The organism is Thalassotalea sp. PS06 (assembly GCF_007197775.1).
Classification (GTDB): Bacteria; Pseudomonadota; Gammaproteobacteria; order Enterobacterales; family Alteromonadaceae; genus Thalassotalea_A.
In genome coordinates this window covers 420,153-438,315 of sequence record NZ_CP041638.1, presented here as the reverse complement: position 1 = coordinate 438,315, position 18,163 = coordinate 420,153, and the positions used below count along the sequence as shown (strand labels likewise).

Genomic DNA, 18,163 nt, shown 5'->3' with positions numbered 1-18,163 from the left:
TTACTAATGTCTCTAATTGTTATTTCTCTTTTTTGGGATAAACAGCCTTGCACATGCTAATAGGTATAAAAGTGACCAGGACGCACCTGAGTCATCAGATTTATTAGTTTCGGGCGTGGGCTCTGGGTCAGGATTCGTATTCGAGTTATCGTCAATAGTGAAACGTGTTAAATGGGCTGCTGTAATAGGTCTCTCTAATGCACCATCAGGTAGTTGCCAGCCTACTGAGAGGTTATCCCCGCCGTTATGCTCTTTGTGCAAGGTTTCAACATAATATTTTTGACCAGCGATTAAATAAATAGCTTCCGATTGCTGAGATTCGTACTTATCCCACTCTCGAAAGTTGTTCCAATCGCTGCTGTAAGCAATTTTTTGCTTATTTGCCGGATCTTCATCCGTACTTAACCACAATTCACCTTGGTTGTCCGATGCAATCCAGAACTTGTACTCACCACTTGCGGGAGCACATACATAGCCTCGAATTCGTGTACCATAGTTATCCCCCGTATCAGCTTCTATTTCAAAAACACTAATCGTTGTTTCTGTCGCTGGTTCGCTGAATGGGATGCTTGAAGGCGACGAGTCTTGGCTGTAATCACCTGTCTCGACAATATTCATCCACGTCTCAAGATTGAGGTATCCGTCAGATTCACATTCTTGTTCAGCTAAAACGGTAACCGCCTGCGTTTGAATATAGGTGTCTGAGCCAAAGTTGTTGGTAGCAGTTAGTTCAACGTCATAACTTCCTGCTCTCGCATAGGTGATTTCCGGAGACGTCAAGTTGCTCGCTTCAGGAGAACCTCCCGGAAATGACCACAATAAACTATCCGGCGCGTTAGTTGTCGTGCTAGAAAAACTGACAACGCCTCCTTCTGCCACCTTCACGCGATTTTGGATAAAACTTGGATGAGGTGATGAAGAAACATCGGTTAAATCCGCCACTAAGGTCACAATTGATTTGGCAGGAACAGTATACCCATCCAATAGTTGCTCACTGGCCAGCATACTCAAGTCTTCGGCGTTATTGGTGAGATACGGTACGAATGAGCTAACCACTTTATCTTGTGGCAAACCCAACATTTCAAAAGAAATATCTTGCGCAGCGCCACTTGCATTTGCCAGAACAACTACAATTCTTTCATCACTATCACTTTTATAGGCTGACGCCATCAAACCATTCAGGTTATCGACTCGGTCTAGACCTATACGGACGTAGCCCGGGCGAATGAATCGGCTGTAATGCCCCAGAGTCCACAGCACTTTAGATGTTTGCAAAGATTCCGCATCGAGTTCGCTATTAACTTTAATTAAACCATCTTTGTAGTTATAAGCAGTTACCCCGAGCCACCAGTGCCATGCACTCGCATTTAAACGTGTTAAATCTCTGTGAAGTACTTTAGACACGTGCAATGCATAGTCGATATCGTTGACATCCCATCCATTGCCGTCAAAATTACGCGCATCACCAGTACCACCTAGAATGGAAAATTCACTCATCCATATTTTCGCATCTGGGGATACAGCTGTTACATTTTCATTAACGAGATCTCTTAACTCACCCATACGATCAGCCCATATATCGGAGAAATAACCGTGAAGTGAGATCTTATTACCTAGCTTTTCACGCAACCCTTCATCGCCTAGCAATTTATCAATATAATTACGATAAAGACCAAGCCCTTTGCTATTCATGCCACCGCCATAGTTACTATGGCTGTTACTAAAATCACGATAGCGACTATCACTAAGGGCTGCGGTATATTCAGCAACTTCACCGGCATCGATCTCTACTTGGTGGTTTAAACCTGCTCGTTGCAAAGCATTATAAAGCTCACTGTATACTCTAATTAAATCCTCGTTGTTGTATCGATTGCCTTCTTGTGATTTGCCCTGCCACTCCCAACTAGGTTCATTTACAGGGCTAATATAATTTACAGGTACGCCAACAATATCGCCTCGCAAGTACTCAAGCACATCGACTAAAAATTCAGCATATTGCGTCACTTTATCGGGATCTAAATTGGTTGAACCTATACCACTTCCGTCATTGGGATGAGCTAAGCCATTTTTTGTTGCCCACACAGGAGGACTATTAGAGAATGCGACGAAGTCTGAAACACCACGATGGTAGGCTTCCTGTAAAAATCGTATCTGGCCGGATTGTTTTTCAGGTTCAATATCTGCACCGGAATCAGGCTGCAATAATTCGGCCCTACGATAATCTTTATTTAGGTTATCTAAACCTATCAGGCTATTAGCTCCCTGTTCGCTACTTCCCGCCCCTATATTAAAACGCCACCCAGACAATCCTATTCCTGACTCCTCAGAAAATAATAGGTTTGCTAATTTTTCGATATCCTTTTCTTTACCTTGTCTTTGCCATTTGCTAATCAGAGGATTGATAATCCACGCATCTGATGCTCCAAAATTATCTATCGTTTGGAATTCCTTGTCGTATTCAATGGTTAACTTCGTTTCGGCATTAGATAGGAAATGCATACCCAAACATCCAAACAGCACTATTAGCCTTTTTTGTTTAGTTATATTTAAATGTTTCATGTTGCTATCCCTCGAATTAGCCAAGCTGTAATCGTTAAAAAACACTTAACTGATAATCTGTAACTATCATTTAACGTCTTATGTTACTAAAGAAATTTTCCCCTTGAATATCAAAAAAAACTCAACAATCGATGAGAAAATATCACCAATTAAATTTATCTACGATTTCGGCTCTAACACCTGCCCCCTAAGTTCCTCTGTAGCTCCCGACATACTTAGCCTTGCGTTTTTCATAACAATATTAAGCACCAGTTACACATCACCTTTTTTGAATTTAAGGACCTTTGTCCTTGATTGACATCGGATAAGCCATAAAGCAGTTTTAGTAGGCATACAAAATCGGGGTGATTTAATAATTTGAGATAACAACATGAAAAAAACGATTATAAAATATCCATGGATTATCCTATCCATTCTCGCGTTGACAGCCTGCGGAGAAGGCGCTGAAGACGTATCTATAGACTATGACCCGTCTTCTTTGACATCAGAGAATGCGTCAAACGTATATGAAGAGCCGCCACGCGCACCTGATGGATTCAAAGTAATTTACTATGTAGACGCTGGTGACGGAACTCCCGGAAAACTGGAAGTTCTAGAAACATTTGGAACGCGCAGTAGCAACGAAGATCAAGCTTTCAGTCCAGATATAACCACCGGGTACTCATGGGGATATACCGCAGAAGCCTCACAATATTATGCTGATGCTGATAAATGGGGAAGTATTCGAGGTGATGAACGCGACACTCCTGGCCTTGGTGTTGAATATGCCTTTGAGTTAGATCAAGGCAGTTATACCGTAGTCATTGGTTTTGATGATCCTTGGGATGCTGAAGGTACTCGCCACGTTGATATCGTACTTGATGGAAATGTTGTTAGCGAAGGCTTTTTTATTCCTGCAGATGCCGCATATGAACGCTTTGATGATATTGAGGTCACTGATGGTGTTTTAGAGCTTTCAGTACAACGTACAGCAAGTAACACCGATGGCAGTGCCGATCCGCAAATTTCCTGGATTGAAATCTGGGGCGACACTGATGAAGAAGTCGCTGCTCCTGTACAAAAAATTTGGATTTCTGGTGAATTTCAAATAAATGATTGGGAGTTAAGCCAAGCGCCTGAAATGAAGCCGGAAGCTGATAGCTGGTATGAAATGACCGTTCACTTCCAAGATGCAGGCACCTTTAACTTTGTTGATCAAACAGCAAACTGGGATGAATACTACGGGACTGACGATAACGGCAATATCATCTACTCAGGCAGTGGCGGTTCTATGTCTGTTGATGCTGCAGGTTATTACACTATTCGCTTTAACTTAGAGTCGCTTGAGTACTCTGTTACTGAAACTGACCTATCGGCAGTGACTCCACAAGAGACTATGTACATTTGGGGTAAAGGCTTCCCTCAGTACCCTGATCACGACTGGTGGGATGAAAGCACTTCATATTTTGACATTGCCGACGCCATACCTTTGACCAAAAACTTTAACGATATGGGCGAACATGTATTTGGAATTCAAGGTTTAGATTTTTCAGATGCTATTGAACTGCAATTTGTCAATTCTACCGATGCTGACACTGCCGTTCAGTTTGGCTTTAGCGGAATTGATCTATTAAATGCTAGTGCGTCTGAATTTTATTGGCATGAGACAGTACAGGAAGACTGGCAATATATCACCTATAACGGTGCAGCAGGTACTTACACACTAATCTTTGACTATGCAGTAGGAAGAGCAACCCTAATAAAAGAATCAACCTCAATCTATATGGTTGGCGCAGGAACTCCAGGGGACTGGGACATTTCTCAGGCGGTAGAGTTAACACCATCGAATGAATGGCCGGGCTGGTATTATATTGACATCCGCTTTACCAATGAAGATTCAGGTGATGCGCTTAAACCTTACGGAGACTATAAATTTGTTAGCGAACAAAGCTGGAATGGCGACAATTATGGTTTAGCTGATATCACTGTTGACACAACCACAATGGAAAACTCTGGTGACAGCGATGGCATTCCAGCCCCAGCTCCGGGTTATTATACCGTATGGTTTGAGCCTTCAACATTGACCTACGAGTTATACGACTTATCCGCAGAAACCACTCATAGTGAAATGTTCATCGTTGGTAAAGGCTATGTCGATTACCCAGATCTAGACTGGAATCCAGACGCAGCCATACCTATGAACATCAACTTCCAGGGCGAAGGTGACTATGTCTTTGGTCTCGATTGCTTAGAGTTTAGTGACGCTGTTGATATGAAATTTTTGGGTCAAACATCCTGGGATGGTTTAGACGTGGGCTTTGTTAAAGGTGGAGAACAAACAGCTCCTATTGTTTGGGCTAAAACTGCAAGTGGTGATGGTACGTCAGACCTAAAGATTAACGGCCAAGCTGGATTTTATGATGTCTCGTTCGATTACCTATTAGGACGAGCCAGCGTTTTGCCAAATGACACCGGCACCTGTAATTAGAGCCCGAATAATTACCCAACAAGAATAAAAATGTGGCCACCGACTATATGTCGGTGGCATGCAGGAGCAAACTTATGAATTACTCAAAAACAATAAAAAAAAATTCTAAACGCTTATTTTGTTTAAGCTTTCTATCTATTTGTATCAGTAACGCTCTAGCCCAAGAGCAACTTGATTCGTCAGATGAAAACCTCAATGATATAGAAGTTATCGAGGTTAACGGCTATACAGATAGCGTGAAAAAATCCATTTTATCTAAAAAAGCGGCTGATAGTATTATCGATACTATCGAAGCTGAAGATTTAGGAAAATTTCCCGATACTAATATTGCAGAATCTTTACAACGGGTTACTGGTATATCCATAGATAGAAACGGTGGTGAAGGTAGTAAAGTCAGTGTTAGGGGCTTAGGCCCTGAATTTAGTGTTACTACGTTCAATAACCGGGTTTTGCCTAACCCTGATGGCACACGTTCATTTAGTTATGACATTTTAGCTTCTGAAATGGTATCAGGCGTAGATGTATTCAAAACGTCAAAAGCAGAGCTATACGATGGCGGTATTGGTGGTGTCATAAACGTAAGAAGTTTAAAACCACTCAATTTGGAACAAGGAATAACAGGCGCAGCATCAGTTAAAGCGATGCATGATGAGTTGTCGGGCGAAACTGATCCTCAATACTCAGCGGTTACCAGTTATAAAAATGATTCTGGCACTTTCGGTGTTTCTGCTTCATTCGCATCACATCAACGCACAGCACGCGCAGATTATATGGGCACCGGAGGTTGGGGCGAGGTAAGATTTGACTTAGATTCTAATGGGGCCAGAGAACTAGTAGCATTAACGCCTTCATATGTTGATTATGGCGTAGAGGAAGTCGATAGAGATAGAAACTCTGGCATGGTAGTTGTTCAGTTTGCCCCGAACGACGACATTACCTTTACCGTTGACGGTTTATACTCACAATACGATACATATTCCAATTACAACTCCTTTACTCATTATTGGGGCGGGATTAACACTAACCACGCTGGTCCTGGTAGCGTCAAAATAGACGAAGAAGGAACCATGGTTTATTGGGCCGGTCATGCAGCACCATCCGAAATGGTTCATTCTACCGGTCACAGACCTACTGAAACTTATATGCTTGGCTTTAACGTTGAAAAGTACTTTGACGATGGCGCTTTATTATCCTTTGATATATCCCATGCTAAATCGCAAAACACAGCAGGTGGAACCCAAAGCTTTGCCGTAAGTGGTTTTAGAAACACCACTGAGAGTTCAAGTATTTTCGAAATTAGGCCGGGCGATACGATTCCATCAATTACTTTTCCTGCCTATGATGAGAATGGCATACCTACGGGCGAGTATGTATCGAGTCCTTCTTATTTAACGGATAATTCTCTGTTGGCAAATCACTTTATGGTTGTTGAAGGTGATGATAATGAGGATACCATCAATGACGTAAAAGTTGACTGGTTCAAACCGCTAGAGCTAGGGCCAATAGTTGCTGTTAAGGCTGGTGCATTTGGCAACGAAAGAGAATTTCAACGAACTCGAATCCGTAGCGCCGACGAAGTAAATAATGGCACATCAACGGGTTTCGGTGATGATATTCCCGATCATATTGGCTCAATAATTAAACCTAGTGACTTTTTAAGTGGCGTTTCTGGTAGCTTCCCTATGGCTTGGCTGCAAACTGATAACGAAGCATTACGCGCTTATTATGAATCTGACGAATTTATCAAAAATGGGGAATACTATAATCAAAGAGTGGATGAAAATGGCAATCCCATCCCTAATCTAGATTACACTCCAGCGGTGGAACTTGCTAATAGTCCAGGAGTTAAAGAGCGCAATATTGGTGCCTACGTACAATTAGATCTCGAAGGTGAACTAGGTACGATGCTGTGGTCTGGTAATGTGGGGGTACGTTACGTTGAAACAAAGCAAACCTCAACGGGTTGGGGAGAAGAGATAATTAGCATTACACCCAACCCTGATGATCCAACCGTAAGCATCATGGAAACAACTGATCCATCCCCTCGAGAAGTAGTTCGTACTTATGACGAAGTATTACCTTCTATGAACCTCAAACTGGAAACTACTGATAATACAGATATTCGTTTATCTATTTCTGAAACGATAACGCGCCCTGAGTTATGGCGTATTGGAGTAGATACTGGTTACAATACCAGACCTAGCGATCCCGATGGCGAAGGTATCATGTATTTTGGCGTATCTGGTGGTAACCCCTATTTAAAACCTTATACTGCGCTTAGCTTAGATTTAGCTGCCAACTGGTATATCAATGATTCTTCATATTTAGGGATTACATATATGAAGAAAGATATTGACGACTTTATCGTTAATACCACTCAAAAGGTAGTAATTAATGGTTACAACTTTATATCCTCCCAAGACGATAATTTAGAGAACATTACCATTTCTTCAGTTGAAGTCGCTGCAAACTTTATTTTTGATTTTCTACCTGGCGCATTCAGTGGTTTAGGTACGCAAATCAACTACACCTTTGTTGACAGTGCCGATTCATATGTAACTACCGAGTTTTATAGTGTAGGGATAGATGGTTTTTCTGACACAGGAAACTTCATCTTATTCTACGAGTATGGTGGTTTAGAATTACGAGCTTCTTATAACTGGCGAGACAAAACAATCTCAGGCGCGAGCCAAACTGATTCATACTGGAATACAGCTTACGGTCAATGGGACGCTAGTGCCAGTTATGATATCACTGAAAATATTTCAATCTTCGCAGAAGGAGTAAACTTAACTGAAGAGGCCACTGCAGGTTATCAGGGCAGCGCTAATAGATTAACGAATTACGCGTATTATGGCCGTAGATTTTCACTAGGAGTAAGAGCTGAATTTTAATAAATTACACTCGCAGATTCTCTATGGGGTTCAGTTAACGTTTAACCGTTGCCGCCCTTAACCTTAAAATGTAAAAAAGCCACTTGCTAAAAGTGGCTTTTGTTTTTGTGCGCAATTCAATGGCAAATTTATAGAAACTCCACTAGGATTTACCAGCTTAAAGTCAGGGCAGAGATTCTTTGGGACATAGTATTCAATTCGACCTTTCCTTAATTCCCGTTTAATCGTCGATTAAAGGTAATAAAGGATCAGGATCCCTGCCAGCAGAAATGCTACCCAAAAGACCATGGTTTCAATAGGCCAAAGTTTGGCAAAGTAACCTTTCGGTTGGTTTTTATCGTCATCATAAGAAGTGCTGATTAATCGGCGAATACCAATCGTTGCCAACCTTTCCAACTTATCCATCGCCTGAGTGATTGAATAGTAAATAGGCACCACAATTCCAGGCGCTAGCTTACGATAAAACCAGTCGCTATCGAGGTTAGTCGATGGCAATTCCGGCGGATACAGATTTCTTAAATTCAACCACACAAAGGCAAGCGCCGAGAAAAACAGTAACTGCAGCTGCGTCAGCACGTGAGTGATATCATAAGGCTGGTAATCCACTTCCCAAGGCAATAACGCATATACAGTTTGTGCAGGGAAGGTACCTATGATGATACACAATGCTGCGGCAATCGCCATTGCCGCCAACATGTTCTTCGGTGGTTCAGTTGTGCGAATACCTGAATCATGGGCAAAGAATGCAAAGTAAGGAATTTTAATACCGGCATGGTGGAATACACCGGCAGCGGCAAATAATAACGCCAACCAGACATAATCATAACCTTCAGCGACGGCGGCGCTCATGATCATCGATTTTGACACAAAGCCACTGAATAGTGGGAAGGCGGATATCGATGCTGCGCCGACAATACAGAGTATGGTGGTTTTCGGCATGCTTTTATAAAGGCCACCGAGCTCCGAGCCATTGATGCGCCCTGTCATATGCAGCACCGCACCCATGCTCATCATTAGCAAGCCTTTAAAGATAACATCGTTAAAGGCGTGGGCAACGGCGCCGTTTAGGGAAAGTGCGGTACCAATACCAACACCAACGACCATAAAGCCTACCTGGTTAATCATGCTGTATGCCAATACCCGGCGCAGATCATTTTCAATTACCGCATAGAAGATTGGGAAACAGGCCATGGTAACCCCAATCCAAACCAGAAGTTCGGTGCCAGGAAAGCCTCGGGCCAATGAGTATACGGCAACTTTAGTGGTAAATGATGCCAGGAATATCGCCCCGGTCGGTGTTGATTCCGGATAGGCATCGGTTAACCAGTTATGGAAGAATGGGAAGGCACACTTGATGCCAAAGGCAATAAATATTAACCAGGCACCCAGGCTTATTATGCCATCATGCTCAAGGCCGATTTCTGCAAATCTGACGCTACCGGTTTGGGTAATAATAATGACCGCACCGGTTAATAGCAAAATCCCCGACAGCACTTTCATCACGATATAGCGCATACCGGCACCATAGGCACGATCGGTACGGCGAGCCCAGATCAAAAATACTGAGGTTAATGCCAGCATTTCCCAAAAAATAAACAGGGTAATTAAATCGCCGGCAAATACCGCACCAACGGCGCTGGCCGCATAGCTTAAACCGGCAACATGCTGCAATGTATCTTTTAGATGCAGGGCATACACCACAGCGATAAATGCGGCTAAGTGGAACAGGTAGCCAAACATCAGGCTGAGCTTATCGACTCTGACAGGCTCTAGCTCAAACCCCAGTAGTTGGAACGTCCAGTAGACGCCCGGATCTAATACCAGAAGTTGCAGTGCACCCCAAATTGGCGCCAATAACATAATGACACTGCGGATGTGACCACGAAGAAAAATCGCCGCTAATGAGCCGATTAATAGCGGCAGGAATGGCGGCAACTGTGGCAATAGCTGCGACAGAAATTCGGAAAGGCTATTTATCATAATAATCTTCCCCACGCATCAGCACTTTGCGCATCACTTTGGCAATCAATACCAAGATCACACAACCGACAAAACCATAGATTGCATAAAATGCCGGGACGTTTTCCCAGTCATGATAAATGTGGCGATGGACGATGAAATCGGCGATCACTAACAGCACACAAATCGTATAGAACACCTTAAGTATCTTGCTGATATTCTTCGGCTTATCGAAGAAGCCCGGCTTGTTTTGCTCGTCACTCATTAAGACTGCCCTCTGAAATCGGTAGACACGCCAGGTATCAAATTAATCAAATCGATAATCGGTTGCGGATAGAAAAACAGCACCACACAAAGGGTTGAGGTAATGCTGATAGCAATCAGGCTAGGTAACGGTGTTTTTATCGTCTCAGCCCTGGTCCATGGCTGTTGATTATCGTCTTTCGGGGTTAAAAACGCTTTTATCGGAATCGGTAAAAGGTAAGCGATGTTCAGCAGCGTACTTATGGTTAGTACCACAACAATAATCAATTTATCGGCTTCCAATGCACCTGCAACCAAATACCATTTACTCCAGGTGCCCGCCATTGGTGGCAAACCGATGATGCTAAGAGAACCAATGGCAAACGCTACCATAGTTAACGGCATTTTCCGGCCCAAACCGACCATCTCGCTAATATTCTTTTTATGGGCGGCAACCATGATGGCGCCAGCACAGAAGAATAAGGTAATTTTACCAACCGCATGGGTAACGATGTGCAAGGTAGCACCAGCGGCGGCAATCGAAGACGCTAATAAGGCGCCAACGACAATGTAGCTAAGCTGACTAACGGTTGAATAGGCTAATCGTGCTTTTAAGTTGTCTTTGGTCATGGCAACACATGAAGAAAGCAGAACCGTCGCCGCGGCAATATACAGCATCAAATCAGTTGTCATTATCTGACTCAGATTTTCAATGCCAAAGATATAAATAACCACTTTGAGAATGGTAAACACACCGGCTTTTACAACAGCAACCGCATGCAATAACGCACTTACCGGCGTGGGTGCGACCATTGCTGCAGGCAACCAACGGTGAAAAGGCATCAACGCCGCTTTACCAATACCGTAACAGAACAGCACCAGTAGCATGGCAATTAAGCCATCAGATTGTGCGTCGGTGAAAATCCCGCCTGGAGTGAATTCTAACGTTCCAGCACTAACCCAGGTACCCAAAATGGCAAACAGTAAAAATGCGATAGAGGTACCAAGGAGAATGCCTAAGTAAACCCTACCACCGCGTTTGGCATCTTCGGTGCCTGCATGGGTAACCAGCGAATAAGTCGACAGCGTCAGTAGCTCGTAAAAGATGAATAAGGTTAACAGGTTGGCGGAAAAACAAATCGCCATAACCGTACTGATTGCCAGCGCAAAGCAGCAATAAAAGCGGGTCTGGTTTTGCTCATTATGACCACGCATATAGCCAATGGCGTAAATGGTAGTGATAATCCATAAAAAGCTCGCGACTAACGCAAACAGCACACCCAGGGGTTCGACGGAAAATGAGATTTCTAATCCGGATAATAAGCTTGCCCAGGTTGTCGCCATCGCGACCTGTTTAAAGGTGTTATCGGCAATGCTTAACACTAAGGTGAACAGTACAATGGCAACTGCAATCGATACGGTTTCCCGAAGGTTCGGATATTTGCCGGTCAATACAACAAGTGCGGCGCCAATCAGCGGCACAATGATAGTAAGGTTTATCAGTAAAGATGGCTCCAGAGCTGACCAGATATTCATCGCGCCGCTCCCATTTCAGAAGCCGCTTGGGCTGACGTTTGAGACACCGCCTGTGCCGCTGACTGGGCGCCAGGCTCAAACAACCAGTTCGCAGCCGCATCGGCAGCGGTAACACTCAGCGAGGTATCAATGCCAAAATAGATATTGGCCAGAACCAAAATCCACATCGGCACTAGCATCATTAATGGTGCTTCTTTTATGGTTTTCTCTGAAACAGGTTCCACCGCTTCTTTGAAATAGGCCGCTTCAAGAATTCGGCCGATATAAACCACCGCTAACAATGAGCCGATAAGCACTAAAAATGCAATCACCCAATGTTGCTGCTCAAGTGCTGCGGTCACTAAATACCATTTACTGACAAAACCGGCGGTAAGAGGAACACCGATAATACTTAAACCGGCAATGGTAAATGCCGCCATGGTCCATGGCATGGTTTTGCCAAGGCCACGAAACGCTTTAATATCGACAGAACCGGTTCTGTAAAACACGGCGCCAACGGCCATAAACAGCGCCCCTTTCATTAGCGCGTGATTAAAGATATGCAGTAAGCCGGCCATTAAACCTGCAGCGGTGACCAAACTAATACCGAGAATCATATAGCCAATTTGCGCCACACTACTGTATGCCAGCATGGTTTTTACGTTGCTTTGGACGGTCGCGACATATGAGCAATTGAAGATAGCGACAATCGCCAGTACCAACAGGATCACGTCCATGCCCATTCGATAAAATACGTATTCGGCACCGTAGATGGTAAAGATGAAACGGATCATCACGTACACCGCAACCTTAGTTGCGGTACTGGCCAAAAATGCACTGACTGCCGATGGCGCGTGGGTGTACGCTGGTGGCAACCACATATGCAGTGGGAACAAAGCTAACTTGATACATACACCAATAAGGATGAACGCCAAACCGGTATTTAGAGTGCGGTTATAATCGTATTCGCCGATAAGCGCCGCCAAGTCCAGCATGTTCAAGGTACCGGTTTTCATATACATCATGCCAACGCCGATGAGTATGAACGTGGCACCTATGGTTCCCATTACCAGATAGCGGAATGCGGCGGTAAGTGCGCGTCGATCAGACGCAAGGCTCACCAGGGTATAAGTGGCAAGAGAAGAAATCTCTAAAAATACAAACAGGTTGAAAGCATCGCCGGTGGTTAAGATCCCCGACAAACCGGCAAGACACATTAGATGTGCGGTATAGAACAAGGTATGTTGGTTTACCGGAATTTCTTTAGCAACACTGGCTTTTGCATACACCAAAACCAGGGTAGAGATACCGGTGACAACGCTTAATACCAAAGCGTTGGCGACATCAAGGCGCATTTCAATGCCCCAGGGTGCCTCCCAGCCACCTAAGGCATAACTCAATACGCCCTGATCCAGTGTCATCACCAACAAGGCAGCAGCCATACAAAAACTTATACCGCTTACGATAGTTGCCAGTAACCAGGCTAGCTGGCTTCTGCCTAGCAGCATACATAAAGGTGCCGCAATTAACGGCAATATAATAGGTAAAACAGGAAAGTGCTGTTCAAACATCAGATTAGCGCGTCCTTGTCTTCAAATTCATTTTCTTCAACGGTACCGTAGGCACGTTTAATTCTAACTACTAACGCCAGGCCAACGGCCGTAGTCGCAACACCTACCACAATGGCGGTAAGAATCAGTACATGAGGTAAAGGGTTGGAATAACTGGTGATACCATCGGCAACGATTGGCGCACTGCCGCCCTGCACTTTACCAATTGAAATGTACATCATGAAAACTGACGTTTGGAAAATATTCAGTCCAACAATTTTCTTCACCAGATTGTTGGCTGAGATAACGATGTAAAACCCCGCCATCATCAAAAATACAACAATCCAGTAGTTGTAATAATCAACTATAAAACTCATTGAATGTTCTTCCTTTCCGCTTGCGCAGCGAATCCATAAAAAATACCCAGCATGGCTGCGAAAACCGTCACACCGATACCAAATTCAATAACGATGATACCGATATGTTGGCCAACAACCGGATCACTAGCCAGAACGTTATAATCGAGGAAATTACCACCCAGGAAGAAGCTCGCCACACCAGTTCCGGCGTAAATCAACACACCTAATGAGGCCAGTACTTTAAGAAAATTTGGTCGCACAACCTGAGTAGCCATGGGCAGTCCAAACACCAGGGCATACAGAATAATGGCGGCGGCAGCAATTACCCCGGCCTGAAAACCACCCCCGGGTCCATAATCGCCATGGAACTGCACATAAAGAGCGAATAGTACTGTCATCGGGATGACTAACTTTGCCACGACTCTAAGTACCAGATGTGATTTCAATCCTGAATCGATGGCAACATTGCCCTTGCTTGGCAAGCCCAACAAACTGAACACACCAATTGCCGCTGCGAATACAACGGCGGTTTCACCTAAGGTATCAAATGCACGATAGCTAGCCAGTACCGAGGTCACCATATTCGGTAATCCAATCTCCTTGGGAGACTCTTCGATATAGCGAGGCGCTACGTGTTCATGGGCAGGATTATCGGGATGACCAAATGGTGGCATATCCAAAGTACCGTATATCAGAGCAGCACCGGTTACGATAACGACCAACAAAGGTAAAACGGCTGTATGAGTGTTCTCTTTTTCTTTTCGTCCGGTTAACGCCAATGTGCCAAGCATCAGAACCGTCGATATTCCGGCACCAACGGCCGCCTCAGTAAATGCCACATCAACGGCATCAAGGTTGACGAAAATCAGTGCCGATAAAAAGCTATACAAACCAAATAGCATAACCACGGCAAACAAGTCTTTTAAGAAAATAACCCGCAGTGCGGTTATCGCCAGCATACCGAGTAAGACCAGATCAATAATCTCAACCATTAGTCGTTACCCTCTTGCTTACTCTTCTGTTGGCTACCTTGTTTGCTCTTTTGTTTTTCAGCTAACGTCAACAAACCACCATGGCGGGCAGATTTAGCCAGAGCATGGGATGCGGTTGGGCTGGTAAGTAATAAAAACACCAAAATAAACAATAATTTTACGGCCACAAGGTCGAACTCTGTTCGTAAAATTAAGCCGCTAATAATAAGGATGGTTGCGATAGAGTCGGTGACACTCGCGGCGTGTACCCGGGTAAAAAAATCTGGAAATTTGAATAAGCCAATGGCGCCTGTGAGACTAAAAAAAGCGCCTAATACCAACAAGATTGTACTGATGGTTTCCAATATCATTCAGACTTCTCCTGTATGTCTTCATCGGTTTCCGTTGCCGTGTATTCGAAAAAACGCAGCACAGCTATCATGCCGATAAAGTTAATTAGCGCATAAACAATGGCTATATCGAGGAAATCGGGACGCCCATTAAGAAAGCCCATGATGGCAATAAACAAAGCCGTTTTGGTGCCCACCATATTTACGCCGAGAATTCGGTCGTAAACGGTATCGGCCTTCAACGCCCTGGCTAACGCCAGTGCCATTACTGAGAGTACGGCAACCGAAGTTGCAGCCAGCGCTAACATCAGTTTTTCTCTCCTGTTGCTTTGGTAATCCTGCTCGCCATTTCACCTTCTTGCAGTGACTTAATGGATTCTTCATCAAGAGCGTGCACGGTGACGTGTTTATCATCGATATCAACACTAAGTGTGCCCGGTGTCATGGTGATTGAGTTGGCGTATAGAACGCGTGAATTTTTGGGAATGTCGGTGATGGGTAATTTCGCGGTAGCAGGAGACAGGTTTTTAGCGCTTCCCCAAACCAATTTAGCGACTTCGAGACTGGACACAACAACCTGGCCGATAAGCCAGACGAGGTAACGGTAAAAACGAGGATTTAAGGTAAGTTTCTGGGGCTCCTTGTCGGTGTTATCCATGCGCCAGATTAAAAATACAACCACGGCCACAGATGCCAGACCAAAGCCAAGCAACAGAGGTTTCAAATATCCTGATAACAGTAGCCAGAAAACCGCCAGGGTAACTGTCCAGATCACTAAGTTAATTATTGTTTTTCTTTCCATAGTCAACTTTAAAGAATCCTGGTTACGCTAGTTTAGTAACTAGGCTCTTATTAATATTCAATAATATCCAATTAATATTTTTCAAATGGATCGTGTTTATGCGTTGAGAAGTTTGGATGTTAGTCAATTATTTATGCGCATTACACATTAACATAAGTGGAGCGTTATTATCTGTTATCGATAACCAAACTAGCAACAATGTAAAAACGGGATGCCTAAACACTATCCGTTGGTTTATCCTCTACAAGCAATCTATTTTCTGCTTTCGATAATCAGAGAATCCGTCCGTAAATGATGGATCACTTTCTCGGCTACATTGCCAAATAACACACCTGGTAAGCCACTTTTCCCCTTACTGCCCATAATGACCAGTTCAGCTTTTAGTTCATTGGCACAGTGAGGTATGGTTCGCTCTGGCGCACCAGCAGCGACATGTAAATTAACGTCAGGTAAATCGTATCCGTTAAGTAATTCTGTAAGTTTTTCTACACCTTCGCCTCGGTGTTTCCTTGCATATTCCTCCACATCAATAATATCCAACTCTCTTAAGATATTAGAAACGGGAAGGCTGTATACCACATGGATGGTGCAATCGAATTTCTCAGCCCACTTTTTTGTCCATGTTAATATCGCGTCATTTAATTGACGATGAACCTCATCTTTTGCTGTTGGATCAATGGCAGCTAAAACTACATGTTTGTTGCGCCATTTCTGCTGACTGGCAATCAGTACCGGAACCTCTAAGCTGCGCGTTAATTCCCAATCGCAAGGCGTATGAAACAAGGTTTCCGAACGATGACCCGCTTTGACCACTAAATCGAAGTCAATTTCCTGGCAATAGTCACTAACCCATTTGACGATATCGTCGGTAACAACAACCTGGCTTTTGATCAGTTCCTTGTATTGATAATCGGCGAACACTTCTTGTACAGATGCTGCCAGCGCTTCAGAGTGACTATCAAGGTCTACGCTGTCTGCTTGCTCCGCAGAGTTTGCCTTAATGAAGCGTACCGCTTCTATTTCAGTGCCCAATGGCCCGGCGATTTCAAGAGCCTTCTTTAATGAACAATTATTGGTTTCATTGACATCGGTCATCACTAAAATCGATTTGGGCATAGCTATCCTGCAAAATTTACAACAACGATTAATTTATCGAGTTAATATTACCCCGTCAAGACGATGTAGGTAGTTGCTCACTTTGAGTATGCCTTAGCAATACATAACAGATGTTTGCATTAACTATCAGAATGTTGCGAAAAAGTGCCATTAAAAACAGGCACTGAACGAGCGGCGGTTATTAGCGTTTTATTGTTCGGATAGCCTGATGAAACTGCCACATTGGAATAAGGAAAATCAGGGTTTATAGCAGGGCGTAAGAGAGGTTTCTGGTCACTAACAGGGCCGTCAGTGACCAGAACAAAAAGAGGAGTTTATTGCCTAAATCGTTAAGGAAACGAGTAACGTACAATCCGCTTTAGCACCGAAGAATACTGACTTATAAAACTACCAGTGTTGTAATGAATGCCATGCTGGTTAAAGATTGCCTGTACTTTAGGCGCTATCTCCCGATAACGTTTTGCCGGCATACTTGGAAATAAATGGTGCTCTATCTGGAAACTTAAATGCCCCGTCATCAGATGGAACCAGTTACCACCTTTGATATTGGAAGAACCCAGAGCCTGGCGATAATACCACTGCCCTTTGCTTTCATTTTCACACTCTTGCTCGGTAAAGGTTTGCACATCGCCGGTAAAGTGACCGCAAAAAATGATGGTGGAGGTCCACAAATTGCGAAGCACATTCGCCAGCAAATTACCGAAAAACACCCACAGAAAGAACGGGCCCGCCAATATCGGGAAGATCAGATAATCTTTAACAATCTGCCTTGTGCCTTTACTGAAAAAACGCTTTTTCAGTTCCTGATGGGAAACTTTGTAGTCACGGTTTTCTTTTTTCTTACCAAAAAACACTCGTTCAGCGGCAAGTTCATGATAGGCAATGCCCCATTCGAACAGAACGCTGAGATTAATGTAGGTAATAAACTGCCAAAGATTCTTTATTCGCCATTTAAAATCATTAGACAGTCGCAGCAGACCATATCCAAAATCACGATCTTTGCCGATAATATTGGTAAAGGTATGGTGTTCATAGTTATGCACCCGATTCCAGCTTTTACCATCACAAGCAATGTCCCATTCATAACTTTTTGAATTAATGTGTTTGTCATTCATCCAGTCATATTGGCCATGCATAACATTGTGACCAATTTCCATATTATCCAATATCTTAGCGGCTGCCAGAGCTAGTACCCCGATACCCCATAACCAGGGGCTAATAAACCCAAGTACCAACAGAATTCGACCAGACCATTCCAGTACTCGTTGCATGACAATAACCTTACGAATGTAGCCTGCATCACTGCTTCCTACTTTCGCCATAGTCTCATCACGAACCTGATTAAGTTGTTGCTCCAGCAACTGGTAATTTGGTTGAC

General features: G+C 43.8%; 14 protein-coding genes. 2 read left to right on the top strand and 12 right to left on the bottom strand.

The window, feature by feature from the left end; all coding sequences use genetic code 11:
* Positions 1-12: 12 nt before the first annotated feature.
* Positions 13-2,559 (bottom strand): glycoside hydrolase, encoded by a 2,547-nt coding sequence (locus tag FNC98_RS01925; RefSeq protein ID WP_143579677.1) that lies wholly within the window; start codon positions 2,557-2,559, stop codon positions 13-15.
* 370 nt (positions 2,560-2,929) lie between these two features.
* Here FNC98_RS01925 and FNC98_RS01920 point away from each other — a divergent pair, with 370 nt between their 5' ends.
* Both FNC98_RS01920 and FNC98_RS01915 read left to right on the top strand, forming a co-directional pair.
* Positions 2,930-5,026: a SusF/SusE family outer membrane protein gene (locus FNC98_RS01920; RefSeq protein ID WP_143579676.1), complete on the top strand. Its 2,097-nt coding sequence runs from the start codon at positions 2,930-2,932 to the stop codon at positions 5,024-5,026.
* A gap of 74 nt (positions 5,027-5,100) precedes the next feature.
* Complete coding sequence (locus FNC98_RS01915) at positions 5,101-7,920, top strand: TonB-dependent receptor (protein WP_185968030.1); 2,820 nt, start codon at positions 5,101-5,103, stop codon at positions 7,918-7,920.
* A gap of 231 nt (positions 7,921-8,151) precedes the next feature.
* On the opposite strand, the gene FNC98_RS01910 is transcribed toward FNC98_RS01915, so the two are convergent.
* The 11 genes from FNC98_RS01910 to FNC98_RS01860 all read right to left on the bottom strand — a co-directional run bounded on the left by FNC98_RS01910 (position 8,152) and on the right by FNC98_RS01860 (position 18,107).
* Positions 8,152-9,900 carry a Na(+)/H(+) antiporter subunit D gene (locus tag FNC98_RS01910; RefSeq protein WP_143579674.1) on the bottom strand — a complete coding sequence of 583 codons (1,749 nt, stop codon included), beginning with the start codon at positions 9,898-9,900 and terminating at the stop codon, positions 8,152-8,154.
* On the bottom strand, positions 9,890-10,144 hold the full coding sequence (locus FNC98_RS01905; RefSeq protein WP_143579673.1) for a hypothetical protein: 255 nt from the start codon (positions 10,142-10,144) through the stop codon (positions 9,890-9,892). The genes FNC98_RS01910 and FNC98_RS01905 overlap by 11 nt, the downstream gene beginning before the upstream one ends.
* Positions 10,144-11,658 (bottom strand): proton-conducting transporter membrane subunit, encoded by a 1,515-nt coding sequence (locus FNC98_RS01900; RefSeq protein ID WP_143579672.1) that lies wholly within the window; start codon positions 11,656-11,658, stop codon positions 10,144-10,146. Before FNC98_RS01900 ends, FNC98_RS01905 begins: the two co-directional genes overlap by 1 nt.
* Entirely contained in the window at positions 11,655-13,208 is a 1,554-nt protein-coding gene (locus FNC98_RS01895) for a monovalent cation/H+ antiporter subunit D family protein (protein ID WP_143579671.1), read from the bottom strand. The genes FNC98_RS01900 and FNC98_RS01895 overlap by 4 nt, the downstream gene beginning before the upstream one ends.
* On the bottom strand, positions 13,208-13,564 hold the full coding sequence (locus FNC98_RS01890; RefSeq protein ID WP_138320338.1) for a cation:proton antiporter subunit C: 357 nt from the start codon (positions 13,562-13,564) through the stop codon (positions 13,208-13,210). Before FNC98_RS01890 ends, FNC98_RS01895 begins: the two co-directional genes overlap by 1 nt.
* On the bottom strand, positions 13,561-14,538 hold the full coding sequence (locus FNC98_RS01885; protein ID WP_143579670.1) for a DUF4040 domain-containing protein: 978 nt from the start codon (positions 14,536-14,538) through the stop codon (positions 13,561-13,563). The genes FNC98_RS01890 and FNC98_RS01885 overlap by 4 nt, the downstream gene beginning before the upstream one ends.
* Entirely contained in the window at positions 14,538-14,888 is a 351-nt protein-coding gene (gene mnhG / locus FNC98_RS01880; RefSeq protein ID WP_143579669.1) for a monovalent cation/H(+) antiporter subunit G, read from the bottom strand. The genes FNC98_RS01885 and mnhG overlap by 1 nt, the downstream gene beginning before the upstream one ends.
* On the bottom strand, positions 14,885-15,175 hold the full coding sequence (locus FNC98_RS01875; RefSeq protein WP_143579668.1) for a monovalent cation/H+ antiporter complex subunit F: 291 nt from the start codon (positions 15,173-15,175) through the stop codon (positions 14,885-14,887). Before FNC98_RS01875 ends, mnhG begins: the two co-directional genes overlap by 4 nt.
* Positions 15,175-15,669 (bottom strand): Na+/H+ antiporter subunit E, encoded by a 495-nt coding sequence (locus FNC98_RS01870; protein WP_143579667.1) that lies wholly within the window; start codon positions 15,667-15,669, stop codon positions 15,175-15,177. The genes FNC98_RS01875 and FNC98_RS01870 overlap by 1 nt, the downstream gene beginning before the upstream one ends.
* A 252-nt stretch (positions 15,670-15,921) precedes the next feature.
* Positions 15,922-16,785 (bottom strand): universal stress protein, encoded by an 864-nt coding sequence (locus FNC98_RS01865; RefSeq protein ID WP_143579666.1) that lies wholly within the window; start codon positions 16,783-16,785, stop codon positions 15,922-15,924.
* 329 nt (positions 16,786-17,114) lie between these two features.
* Positions 17,115-18,107: a fatty acid desaturase family protein gene (locus tag FNC98_RS01860; protein WP_409574572.1), complete on the bottom strand. Its 993-nt coding sequence runs from the start codon at positions 18,105-18,107 to the stop codon at positions 17,115-17,117.
* Between the last annotated feature and the right edge of the window lie 56 nt (positions 18,108-18,163).